General features: G+C 71.5%; 9 protein-coding genes. 3 read left to right on the plus strand and 6 right to left on the minus strand.

Annotated features, from left to right (window positions below; all coding sequences use genetic code 11):
* Positions 1 to 118: 118 nt before the first annotated feature.
* The gene (locus ACWG52_RS12040) at positions 119 to 2,050 is read left to right on the plus strand and encodes a helix-turn-helix domain-containing protein (RefSeq protein WP_390138220.1); all 1,932 of its coding nucleotides are present in this window, start codon (positions 119 to 121) and stop codon (positions 2,048 to 2,050) included.
* Here the strand turns inward: ACWG52_RS12040 and ACWG52_RS12045 are convergent.
* Positions 2,007 to 3,158 (minus strand): IS701 family transposase, encoded by a 1,152-nt coding sequence (locus ACWG52_RS12045; RefSeq protein ID WP_453128663.1) that lies wholly within the window; start codon positions 3,156 to 3,158, stop codon positions 2,007 to 2,009. The two genes, ACWG52_RS12040 and ACWG52_RS12045, sit on opposite strands and share 44 nt — an antisense overlap.
* 367 nt (positions 3,159 to 3,525) lie before the next feature.
* Entirely contained in the window at positions 3,526 to 5,049 is a 1,524-nt protein-coding gene (locus ACWG52_RS12050; RefSeq protein ID WP_390138069.1) for a hypothetical protein, read from the minus strand.
* A 96-nt stretch (positions 5,050 to 5,145) separates the two neighbouring features.
* Here ACWG52_RS12050 and ACWG52_RS12055 point away from each other — a divergent pair, with 96 nt between their 5' ends.
* Positions 5,146 to 5,685 carry a WcaF family extracellular polysaccharide biosynthesis acetyltransferase gene (locus tag ACWG52_RS12055; RefSeq protein WP_389805477.1) on the plus strand — a complete coding sequence of 180 codons (540 nt, stop codon included), beginning with the start codon at positions 5,146 to 5,148 and terminating at the stop codon, positions 5,683 to 5,685.
* Positions 5,682 to 6,797 carry a glycosyltransferase gene (locus ACWG52_RS12060; RefSeq protein WP_390138068.1) on the plus strand — a complete coding sequence of 372 codons (1,116 nt, stop codon included), beginning with the start codon at positions 5,682 to 5,684 and terminating at the stop codon, positions 6,795 to 6,797. The genes ACWG52_RS12055 and ACWG52_RS12060 overlap by 4 nt, the downstream gene beginning before the upstream one ends.
* A gap of 48 nt (positions 6,798 to 6,845) precedes the next feature.
* Here the strand turns inward: ACWG52_RS12060 and ACWG52_RS12065 are convergent, their stop codons facing one another.
* The 4 genes from ACWG52_RS12065 to gmd form a co-directional block, all read right to left on the minus strand.
* Complete coding sequence (locus ACWG52_RS12065) at positions 6,846 to 7,061, minus strand: hypothetical protein (RefSeq protein ID WP_033218948.1); 216 nt, start codon at positions 7,059 to 7,061, stop codon at positions 6,846 to 6,848.
* Positions 7,062 to 7,170: 109 nt separating this feature from the next.
* The gene (locus ACWG52_RS12070) at positions 7,171 to 7,842 is read right to left on the minus strand and encodes an RAD23 family protein (RefSeq protein ID WP_033218943.1); all 672 of its coding nucleotides are present in this window, start codon (positions 7,840 to 7,842) and stop codon (positions 7,171 to 7,173) included.
* A 96-nt stretch (positions 7,843 to 7,938) separates the two neighbouring features.
* Positions 7,939 to 10,722 carry a LamG-like jellyroll fold domain-containing protein gene (locus ACWG52_RS12075; RefSeq protein ID WP_390138066.1) on the minus strand — a complete coding sequence of 928 codons (2,784 nt, stop codon included), beginning with the start codon at positions 10,720 to 10,722 and terminating at the stop codon, positions 7,939 to 7,941.
* A gap of 246 nt (positions 10,723 to 10,968) precedes the next feature.
* Positions 10,969 to 11,982 carry a GDP-mannose 4,6-dehydratase gene (gmd, locus tag ACWG52_RS12080; RefSeq protein WP_390138064.1) on the minus strand — a complete coding sequence of 338 codons (1,014 nt, stop codon included), beginning with the start codon at positions 11,980 to 11,982 and terminating at the stop codon, positions 10,969 to 10,971.
* Positions 11,983 to 12,101 lie beyond the last annotated feature (119 nt).

Below are 12,101 nucleotides of genomic sequence, written 5' to 3' on the forward strand. Positions count from 1 at the left end.
GCACACCCCGGCTGACCTGGCAGTCTAGGATCAACAAAATGTTGAATCGCACTTGCGGAACCTGAGGGGGGCGACTGTGAAGTCGGAGGACCGGCGGTCCGATACGGACGTGTCCGAGATGCTCGTACTACTGGCGCGGGAGGCACGCACCGAGGAGTTCGAACGCGTCGTACGGGCGGCGCGCGAAGCGGGCGCGGACGCGGACGACCTCGCCCGGCTGGAACGGGCGAAGGACCTCTCCCTGAGCATCCGGGCGCTCTTCGCCCGCCGCCAGCAGCGCGAGGCGGGCCTGAGCGCGCTGGTCGACACCGCCCGGGACCTGACCCTCCCCTACAACCTGGACACCCTCCTGAAGGTCATCACCCGGCGGGCCCGGCTGCTGCTGGGGCTCGACATGTCGTGGGTGACCTTCCACTCGTTCGAGGCCGGCCGCTCGATCGTCCGTGCCGCCGACGGCCACACCTCGGCCATCACGGTCGGTTTCGCCGTCCCCATGGGCCGGGGCGTCGGCCAGCAGGCCCGGCAGCGCTCCGCGCCCTTCTGGACGGCCGACTACCTGCGCGACGACAGCTTCGCGCACTCCGAACTGATCGACGACGTGGTGCGCGCCGAGGGCCTGCACGCCCTCATGGCGGTGCCCCTGCGGCACGAGGACACCGAGCTGGGGAACCTGTACATCGCGGGCCGCGGCATCCGGTACTTCGACCCGGACGAGCTGTCGTTGATGAGTTCGCTCGCCGACCTCGCGGCCGTCGCGATCGAGAAGACCAGGCTGCTGGACCGGGTCCGCAACGAGGTCGTCGGTCTGGAACTGAACACGTCCCGCGCGATGAGCTCCTCCGCCGCCGCCCGTCAACTACGCCAGGTGCACGGCGAGCTGATCGACGTGGTGCTGGCCGGCGGCGGCCTGCACACCCTGGTCGAGCAGGCCACGGGCCTCCTCGACGGGGACCTGCTCGTACGCGACCAGGCCGGACGCGACCTCGTCTCCCCCGCCCTGTTCCCCGAAACGGACGAGAGCGAGATCGCTTCGGTCTCCCTCGACGCGCACACCGAGCGCCGGCCGGTCCGCACCCGCGAAGGCGTCTGGGTCGCCCCGGTCGTCGCGGGCCGGGAGATGCTCGGCACGCTCCTGCTGGCCCCGGCGGAGGGCTCCGACGCGGAGTCCGACACCTCGTACACGGTCCAGCTGCTGGCGCTGGTGGCACAGACCGCCGCCGTGGTGCTGCTGATGCAGCGCAGCGCGGCGGCGGCCGAGGGCCAGGTACGCGACGAACTGTTCGACGAACTCCTCAAGGGGAAGGTCCCGGCGGCCCGCCTGGCCGAACGCGCGCACCGCATCGGTATGGACCCCCACACCTCGCACGTCGTGCTGGTCGCCCGCCCCGAGGGCGGCTCGCTGGCGCGCGCCGTGGTCCTGGCGTCCTCGTACGCCGGCCGGCGCTCCGGGTTCAAGAGCGTCGAGGGCGACTCCCTCGTCCTGATGCTGCCGGGAACCGACGCCGAGGCGGTGGCGCGGGCCGCGTCCTCGGCGCTGTCCTCCGCCCTCGACCACCCGGTGACCGTGGGGACGGCCGGCCCGGTCACGGACCTGTCGTCGGTCGCCGCCGCCTACCAGGAGGCGCGCTGCTGCCTGGACGCGCTGACCGCGCTCGGCGGCACCGGCGGCACCGCCTCCTCCCGGGACCTCGGCTTCCTCGGTCTGCTGCTCTCCCGGAGCCCCGACACCCTGGAGTTCATCCACCGCACCATCGGTCCGGTCCTCGACTACGACGCCCAGCAGCGCACCGAGCTCACGAGCACCCTGGAGGCGTACTTCGCCTCCGCCGGCAGCCCGACACGGGCCGCCGAGACGCTGCACGTCCATCCCAACACCGTCTCCCGCCGGCTCGAACGCATCAGTGAACTGCTGGGGCCCGACTGGCTGGAGCCCGCCCGGGCGCTGGAGGTCCAGCTGGCCATCCAGATGCAGCGCACCCGCCGGGTCCTGCGCGGTGCCGCCGCGATCAGGCGGGCCGCGCCAGCGCCCGAGGCCGGTACTCGACGGTGAGCGCGTGCGCGGCCGAGGCCAGCGTCGTGTGCCGGTGCCAGCCCCCGAACGACCGGCCCTCGAAGTCGACCATGCCGACCTGGGTGGAGACCGCCGCGAAGTCGGCGCCGACCCGCAGGCTCAACTTGGCCAACCGCAGCAGCGGACCCCAGGGGGTGTCGGCCAGATCGCTGAGCCAGCAGCGTCGCGGCCAGCTGTCCTTGCCCGTCCACTCGCCGAGCAGGACCAGGGGCCGGCGGGTGCCGGGCAGCTGGACCGGGATCCCGGCCACCAGGCTCGTACGGGTCGTCAGGGTCACCGGGTCGGTCCAGGTCACCGCGCGCCGCAGGGTCCGTACCATCCGCAGGAGCTGATGGGCCGACGTGCCGCGGCCGTCGTGGCCCACCAGGGCCGGCCCCACCGGGGTGACGGGGGTGGATCCGGGGACGGCCGCCACGAACGGCATGCCCGCCGCGGCGAAGCGCCGGGCCAGGGCGGCCGGATCCGCCTGCGGGAGGTCGATCACGACGGGCCGCGGGGGGCCGCCCACCCAGCCCTGCAGCTCGACGGCGGCGCCGGCCGCGCACTCCAGATCCGTCGCCGCCAGCTCCGGCTCCGGCACCTGCGGGTACCCCGGCAGGGGCGCGTCGCGCCAGTCGTCGCCGAGCGAGAGACGCCAGTTGACCGGGCCGCTCCGCTCGTCGTTCGCGGCCCAGACGCCGACGGCGTGCTGGCTGTTGACCACCTGCCCCAGGCTGGGCACGAACCGCGGCCCGACCCCCACGGAGTGGCGGCCCGCCTTGGGAATGACCACCGGATGGACCACCCAGGCGCGGGGTCGCACCGAACGCTCCAGGTGGCGGCCGAGAGCGGCGCGGACCGTGTTCCAGTCCCAGGTGGAGGCGGAGATGAAGTGGTGCAGGCTCTGCTCGGCCGCGCGGTCCCCGACATGCGTCGCGATGTTGCGCACGGACTTGCGGCCGCCGACCGACAGCAGCCCCCGGAGGTACATCTCGCCCTTGCGCCGCTGGTCGCTGCGCGGCAGCTGGGCGAAGATCTCCGCGCACAACTCACTCAGCACGCTGTCCGGCACCCGGTGTCTGAACGGTCGGTCGTGAACGAGGTGCATCTGCGCGTCTCCCCCTGCGTCGGCGAGCCCGCTGCCTTCCGCGGGCCACCTCCACCGTGCGCGCCGGGGCCGGTCCGTGCCCAGGTGCGCCCGCCACACACCTGCGCCACCGGATGCGCGACCGACCACCCGAACGGCCCGGCGGCATCCGGCCGGGCCGGGGGGAAGGGCCGGTACCGAGGGGTGGATCCGGCCCGGGCCGTACGGACGGCGCCCGGGAACGAGGCCTCCGGGACCGCCTCGGCGCTCCCCCGGTGGCCGCACCACCTCGTAGGGGCCCCCACCGGTGCCCCCGTCACCGCAGGGGCACCCTCACCGGGGACGACGCCGCCCGAGGCGGGTGCCGTCCGGTCGGCGGGTGAACGCGTCAGCGCAGGGTGGTGGACCTGTCCGAGCGGTAGGTCGCGACCAGCGCCAGACAGAGGGCCGCGATCGCCACGCGGCCCGAGGCCTGGAGCAGCGGCCCGCGCAGCAGGATGAAGGAGTATCCCGCGACCAGCGGGACCACCACCGAGATCAGGCTGCCCGGTGGGCTGCGCCGCGTGGCCCGCTTCGCGTAGCGCCGGTCCACGCGGGCGGAGGCGTACCCCATGCCCAGCAGCCCCGCACCCATCCCCAGCGGCCCGAAGTCCAGCCACAGCTCCGCCCAGATCGGGGAGGAGAGGTTGGTGTTGACCGTGCCCATCCACTGGCCGACCATCACACCGGTGTCCCTCGGCTTGCCCGGCCACACCGCGCGGGGCACCGCGAAGAAGATCGATCCCGCGAGCTGGCGGCCGTAGTAATGGCCGGGGCCGGAGTTCGAGAAGGTGATGGTGTTCGCGAACATGCCGATCTGGTCGTAGTCCTTGAGGGCCATCGGCTCCAGGAAGGACGTGGTCTCGACCGGCCGGTAGTTCTTCTCGTCGTAGCGGAAGCGGTCCGCGAACGGGAAGATCAGCAGCGCGACGACCACCGCCATGGACAGCGCGACCCGGTACATCGCCGCGCTCACCGGGAAGACGGTGAACAGCAGCGCGAACATGACCGTCAGGAACCAGTACCGCGGGTTCGAGATAGGGTTGTTGACGATCAGGTTGAGACCGGCGAGCGCCCCCCACGTGACGATGATCGACACCTTGCGGCGGGCGAACTTCGAGGTGATCAGCCAGCGGGTGTACAGGAGCAGGGCGAGCAGCGCCGGTACGGTGCCGAAGCCGCGCAGCAGGGCCTGTCCGGCCTGGCCGTCACCGTTGGAGACGCCCGCCTCCTCGATGCCCGCGATGATCTCCTGACGGCTGGAGAAGAAGACCGCCGGGCCGCCGAGCTTCATGATGAAGACCGCGCTGCACAGGAACGACAGGATCGTCAGCAGTTGGAGGCGGCGCCGGTGCGCCATGACGGGCCGCGACGCCTTCTGGGAGCCGCCCGCCCGCCCGGCCGGGCGGTGTCGGGCCAGCAGCACGCCGACGTCGAAGGCCAGACAGCCGAGCAGGACGAGCCCGATGGCGACGGTCAGGTCGGAGCGCGGGCCGACGACCGGGGTCGGGACCTGACCGAGGACGGCCTGGGCGAGCGGGGCCACGCCCATGGCCATGTAGACGAAGAGCCAGAAGGAACCCTGGAGCAGCTTGCGGCGGCTGGTGAGCACCATCGCGGAGAGTCGGGCGCCCGCGTACATGGTGAGCAGCAGCTGGAGCCAGAAGGCCGCGTCGCGGACGCCGGCACCCGTCTGGAGGGCGACGAACAACGGCAGGAAGACGGTGAATCCGAGCGCGAGCGGAACGGACAGCGCGCGCGAGAGGAGGGTGCGCGGGAGGGTGGCCCGCCCCCACAGGCTCTCGTCCTCGAAGGGCGAGGGAACGGGCGGCTCCGCGGGCGTCGCGGAGGGCTTGCGTATGTCCGTCGTCACTGCCGCCCCCACCCGATGTGCCTGGTCCGCGCGCAGTCTAGTCTGAGCGGGCCACGCCCGGGGAGGCCGTGGCCGAGAGCACGATGGGGGCTTCTGTTGCGTGATCTTCCTTCCTTCACGCTGGCCGGGTACGACAAGGGGCGCGGACTGCTGACGCAGGCGCTCTGGTTCGCCGTGATGAACACGGTCTTCATGGCCTGGTTCTGTCCGGCCCGGCTGCGGGTCGCGCTGCTGCGGGCCTTCGGGGCGAAGATCGGCGAGGGGGTGCTGATCCGGCACAAGGTCCGCGTGCTGTGGCCGTGGAAGCTCACCGTCGGGGACCACGCCTGGATCGGCGAGGGCGTCTGGGTGCTGAACCTGGAGCCGGTGACCATCGGTTCGCACGTGTGCCTCTCGCAGGAGGCGATGCTGTGCACCGGCTCGCACGACCACCGGGCCGCCGACTTCCGCTACCGCAACGCCCCGATCGTCGTCGAGGACGGTGCGTGGGTGGCCGTACGGGCGACCGTGCTCGCCGGGGTCACGGTGGGCCGCTGCGCCGTCGCCGGCGCCGGTTCGGTGGTCCACAGAAACCTTCCCGCACTGACCCTGCAGACGCAGGACGGGCAGCGCCGCCCGGTGGAGGAGCCCAAGTGAGAGTCCTGCACGCCGTCACCCTGCACTCCCCCTCGCACGCCTTCGGCGGTCCGGTCCGGGTCGCGCTCAACCTGACGAAGGGGCTGCGGGCCCGGGGCCACGAGGCCAGGCTGCTGGCGCTCGGTGAGGGCTTCGATCCGTGGCCGACCGAGGTGGAGGGCGTTCCGGCGAAGCTCTTCCCGGCCCGTCGCCTCCTGCCCCTCGGCTTCAGCGGGATGACCTCGCCGGCGCTGCTGGCCTCGGCCGGGCGCCTGGTGCGGGACTGCGACGTCGTGCACGTCCACCTGGCCCGGGACCTGGTGACGCTGCCGGTGGCCCTGGCGGCGCTGCGGGCGGGCAAGCCGCTGGTGCTGCAGACCCACGGCATGGTGGACCCGAGCGAGAAGCTGCTGGCGAAGGTGCTGGACGCGGTGGCGGTACGCCGGCTGCTGCGCGGCGCGGACGCCGTGCTGTACCTGACCCCGCACGAGCGGGAGGGCCTGGACGCGGTGGTCGGCGCCCCGCCCTTGGCGCAGGCGGTCCGGCTCGTCAACGGGACCCCGGCGCAGGAGGAGCGGCCCACGCCCGAGGGCCCGCCGCGCGTCCTGTACTCGGCGCGGCTGCAGGCCCGTAAGCGGCCGGTGGACTTCGTGGACGCGGCCCCGGCGATCCTCGCGGCGCACCCGGACGCGCGGTTCGTGGTCGCGGGGCCGGACGAGGGTGAGTTGGCCGCCGTACGGGCGCGGATCGGGACGCTGGGCCTCACCGACCGGTTCGAGGTCCCGGGAGCCCTGTCCGGCGCGGAGGTCCTGACGGAGCTGCGCCGGGCCCACGTCTACGTACTGCCGTCGGTGGACGAGCCGTTCCCCATGTCGGTGCTGGAGGCCCTCGCCGTGGGCGTCCCGTCGGTGGTGACCCACTCCAACGGCCTGGCCCGCGACATCGCCCGCGCCGGCGCGGGACGCGCGGTCGACCCCGGCCCGGCGGGTGTGTCCGCGGCCGTCCTGGAACTCCTGGACCCGTCGACGAACCGCGAGGCCTCCCTGTCGGCCCGCGAACTGGCCGCGAAGTCCTTCTCCATGGACGCGGTTCTGGACACCCTGCTCCCGATCTACGAAGGCATCCGCTCCTGAGACCGCGGGCCCGCACCGGTGCGGTGCGGGCCCGCGGGTCCGGGACGGTCAGTGGATGTCCCGGCGTTCCTCGACCACCGGGATCGCGCCGCCCGCGGTGCGGCGGCGCTTGTAGACGCTCGTGTACACGGCGAGGCCGATCCCGCCGACCGCCATCATGATCAGACCGACCAGGTCGAGGTTGACGCTCTCCAGCTCCCAGTCGCTCGCGAAGGTGAGGATCGCGCCCACCACGATCAGGACGATGCATCCGCCGATGCCCATGGATCCGCCTTCCGCCGTCGGGACTGTGACCGCGCGGGTACCCGGGTTCCGGGTACGAAAACGCCCCCGCGGGCCGGAAGTCCGGTCCGCGGGGGCGTTGTCGGTTCGGTTACGCCGGGATCCAGGCGTAGCAGCCCGAGGAGTTGAACTCCGCGGTGCCGGCCGGGATCGTCGCCGTGATCTTGTCGCCGGCCTTGGGCGGGGTCTCGGGGCCGGAGGCGAGGGTGCCGCCGTCCTTGCCCTTGGCCTCCCAGGTGCAGTTGGTGGCCTGGGTCAGCGCCCGGTAGGTACCCGCCGCGGGCGAGGTCCGGGGGCCTTCGGGGAAGCCCTTCTCCGCCGCGGCGAGGATCGGCTTCTGGTCCGGGCACAGGAGGGTGATCGCGTCCTTGGCGCCCGGGATCTCGCCGGTGATGACGGCTCCGGTCGCCGCGTCCTTGTCGTGCTTCGCGGTGCGCTGCACCCGCTGGCAGGAGTCCTGCCCGCTCTGCAGCACGGACGCCGGGTCCACCTTGTCGGGGACCCGCCCGCTCAGGTACTTCTTCTCCTCCGCCGTGAAGCTGCCCGTCTTCGGGGTGAGCTTCGCGTCCGGCACCGTGGGGCCGGTCGGCTTCGCGTCGGGATCGGTCGACGGCTGCGGAGCGTCCGCCGGGTCGGGGGCCGACGACGAGGCCGGGGGCTTCGGCGAGGCGCCGGATTCGGCCTTGTCCCCGCCCGAACTGCAGGCGGTCAGCGTCAGGGCGGCGGCCAGCAGGACAGCAGCCGCTGCGGAGCGTCGGTACATCGGATGGCTCCCGTACTCAAGGGGGTGTGCAGCGGGGCCCGGCCACAGAGAGCCGGACCCCGCACGCCGTCAGGCGGTTGTTTCGGTCTTCGTCGCTTACTTCGCGCCGAAGGTGAGGACCAGCTGCGGAGTACCCTCCGCCGCCGTGGCCTCGGAGGACCAGATCCACAGCGGGTCGGTGCCCGTGCTCGTCAGGCCCAGGCCGTAACTGGTGCCCAGCGCCGCGGTGACCGTGGCGGTGTCCAGCTCCACGTTGTGCACCGCGGAGCCCTCCGGCACGCCCGCGAGCGTGCCGAGCGGGGTGGTGCCGAGGGTGGGCTTGGTGTTGAAGGTCGTACCCGCGCCCGTCCAGTTACCGGTGATCGGGACCACCTTCACGGTGTCGGTGGTACCGGCGTTCGCCTGCGTGCTGGTCTTGATCTGCAGCGAGGCGGACTTCAGGACCTGGCCGGCCGGGGCGGCCGGCAGGTTGAAGCGCATGTACGTCTCGTACAGCGAGCCGCTGCCGCGGACCGCGAGCGAGGTCGACGCGCCGTTGGCGGCGCTCGGGGCACCCTGGTTGACGTAGGTGTCCTCGGTCGTCTTGACCGCGGAGACCGTGTCGGTGGGCGCCTTGGCCAGGTCGAAGTGGCTCTTGACCTGGGCTTGGGTGAGCGCCGACGGGTAGACGGCCGTCTCGTCGAGCTGACCCGCGAAGAAGTTGCTCGTCGGACGGGTCGGCCAGCTGGCGAGGTTGTCGCCACCGACGTGCCAGTAGCCCGCGATGTTGCTGTTGCTCGTGGCGTTCAGGGAGCCCTTGTTCTGGCCGTCGACGTACAGGGTGATGCCGCCGGGGCCCTGGGTGCCGACCACGTGGTGCCACTTGTTGTCGTTGTACGTCTCGAACAGGCCCGTGGAGACGGTGCGGGTCGAGCCGTTGTAGACGCCGAAGACCAGGCGACCGGTGTTGGTCATGTAGATCTGGCGGTCGTAGGTGCCGCTGTTGCGCGCCTGGTTGTTGCCGAAGCCGATGAGCTTGCCACCGCGCGTGGTGTTCGTCTTGAACCAGGTCTCGACGGTGAACGCGTTGCCGACCGTCTGACGACGGTCGCTGTACACCTGCTGGCTGGTCCCGTTGAAGCCCATCGCCGTGCTGCCGGAGACGGCGCCGGGCGACTGCTTCAGGGCGGGGGCGTTGAGCTGGATGCCGCTGCGGTTGCCGGACACCGAGGAGTCGGCGACGTAGGGGCTGACCGCGTCGTCGTAGCGCCAGTACAGGTCGGCGCCGTCGGTACGGACCTGGTTCGGGTAGGACTGGACCGAGGTCGGGACGGTCACCGAGGCGACGGCCGACAGGGCGCTGGTGTTACCGGCGGCGTCGGTCGCGGTCACCCGGTAGGTGTAGCTCTGACCGGCCTTGACCGTGGCGTCGTTCCAGGAGGCCTGCGGGCGCTCCCACTCCAGCGAGCTCGCGGTGACGGTCGCGGCCGGGGTGGCGGAGCCGTTGCGGTAGATGCGGTACGTCAGCTTGCTGTCGTCCGCGTCGTAGCTGGTGCGCCAGCGGACCTGGACCTCGCCGGGCTTCACGCTGGAGGCGCTGGCCACGGGGGTGGTCGGGGCGCCGACGTCGCCCTTGGAGGCGAAGCGGGTCAGACCCCACTGCGGCTTGCCGTTGATGAGGGTGAACTCACCGCCGACCCACATGTACTTGACGTCGTTCTTCTCGGCCACGGCCATGACGCGCGGGCCGATGCCCTCGGTGCCGTCCATGCCGTCGTTGGCCGTGGGGTGCCAGCCGAGCTTGCCCGGGCCGCGCACGAAGCCGTCCACGGGCGCGGGGGCGGCGCCTTCGTGGTTGGTCGGCTGGGCCAGCAGGAAGTTCCGCTTGCCGTCGGGGAACTCCAGCTCGGTGGAGCAGTCGTGCCCGTGCGAGGAGCTGTAGAGCACTCCCTCGTAGGGCAGGACGAACTGGGTGGCGCCGAGGCAGCGGTCACGCCACTTCTCGGTGAAGTCGCTCAGGCGCAGGCCGATGCGGCCGTCGAAGACGCCGCCGCCGGAGCCCTCGTGACCGGTGTAGAAGCCGGTGTCGTCGGTGGAGATGTCCTTGACGACCGAGTTCGACGGGATGTTGTTGTACGTCTTGGTGACCGCGCCCGTGGTGGCGTTGACCACGGCCAGGGCGTGGCTGTTGGAGCCGTTGACGCTGAAGAAGTCGCCGCCGAGGATGACGTTCTTCCCGTCGGGGGTGACCTCGATGGCGCGGCCCGGCTCGTCGACGTTGGCGACGAAGGGCTTCAGCGCACCGGAGGAGGCGTCCACGGCGGCGAACCGCTCGCGGGTCTGGCCCTCGACGGTGTTGAAGTCGCCACCCGCGTACAGGGTGTCGTCGGTGACGGCGAGCGCGCGCACGGTGGCGGGGACGCTCGGGTGGAACGATGCCTTGGGGGTGCAGCTCGCGATGTCGATCGCGGCGAGGCTGGACACCGGGGTGCCGTTGACGGCGCCGAAGTACCCGCCCGCGTAGAGGGTCTTCTTGTCGTTCGAGACCACCAGCGTACGGACGGTCGCCGTGCCTTCGCCGATGGTGAAGGCCAGCTTGCAGGAGGTGGGATTGCCGGTGGCGGCGTCGAGAGCCACGAAGTTCACGGCGTTCTGCTCCGCGCCTGCCGCGCCCTCGGGCGGGCGGACGGCCGAGAAGGTACCGCCGGCGAAGACGGTGCCGTTGGCCTGGGCCATCGCCCAGACGACGCCGTTCGTCTGCCAGGTCGGCAGTTCGTCGGCGGTGAATGCCACCGGCGCCGTGATGGCGGACGCCTCAGGCATCAGCACCAGGCCTATACCGGTGCCCGCACCGGCCAGTGACAGGACGAGGGCGGCAGTCAGCCCTCTGGATCTACGCATGAGCCCCCCAGGGCAATTGCCCGGTTTGATGGCTGGAACTATCCGAACAGCCATATGTACTGGCGCAGACTAGGGCTCATGTGAAGGCCTGGTCACCTCTCTTGACCCATTGCATACCAACTTGGAATCAACAGGTTCAGCATGGAGGGTGCACAAGGGACATACGGCAGGTTTACCCCGGCCACACCCCCGCAGAGCTGCGAAGTATGGCCGGAACACGGCAAACCGTAGGGGAAATATAAGGCCTCAGCGGTCGATGCGGACCGTCACGCCCGCCAGTTGGTCCTCGACCTGGCGGATGTCGGCGTCGACCATGATCTGCGCGAGCTCCGCCACCAGGACCGTCGGCTTCCAGCCAAGCAGCTCGTGCGCCTTGGAGGCGTCGCCGATGAGGGCGTCGACCTCGCTGGGGCGCTCGTACTTGGGGTCGTAGCGCACGTGGTCCGTCCAGTCGAGGCCGGCGTGCGTGAAGGAGGCCTCGACGAACTCGCGGACGGTCGCGGCCACCCCGGTGGCGACGACGTAGTCGGTGGGCTCGTCCTGCTGGAGCATCCGCCACATGGCGTCGACGTACTCGGGGGCGTAGCCCCAGTCGCGCACCGCGTCGAGGTTGCCGAGGTAGAGGTGGTCCTGGAGACCGGCCTTGATGCGGGCCACCGCGCGGGTGATCTTGCGGGTCACGAAGGTCTCGCCGCGGCGCGGGGACTCATGGTTGAAGAGGATCCCGTTGACGGCGAACATGTCGTACGCCTCGCGGTAGTTCACCGTGGTCCAGTACGCGAACACCTTCGCGGCGCCGTACGGGCTGCGCGGGTGGAACGGGGTCTGCTCGTTCTGCGGCGGCGGGGTGGACCCGAACATCTCGGAGGACGAGGCCTGGTAGATGCGGGTGTCGACACCGCTGGCCCGGATCGCCTCCAGCAGCCGCAGCGCGCCGAGGCCGGTCACGTCGCCCGTGTAGAGCGGGGCGTCGAAGGAGACGCGGACGTGGGACTGCGCGCCGAGGTTGTAGACCTCGTCGGGGCGTATGTCGCGGAGCAGGTTCACGAGCGCGACGCCGTCGGAGAGGTCCGCGTGGTGCAGGACGAAGGACCGGTTGGCGGTCTGCGGGTCCTGGTAGATGTGGTCGACCCGCTCCGTGTTGAAGCTGGAGGACCGCCGCACGAGCCCGTGCACCGTGTAGCCCTTGGAGAGCAGGAGCTCGGCGAGGTACGAGCCGTCCTGTCCGGTGACTCCGGTGATCAGTGCGGTCTTGCCCATGGGGTCCCCTTGCTGGTGGTTTCTGTCGGTCGTGGTGAGGCGGTGCCTCGGAGTGGGTGCGGAGCGGGCCTTCGGGCGTCGCACCGAACGGCCCGGCCGCGGCCCGGGGGCCGGATTGC

It is taken from the genome of Streptomyces sp. CLCI03, assembly GCF_053615355.1.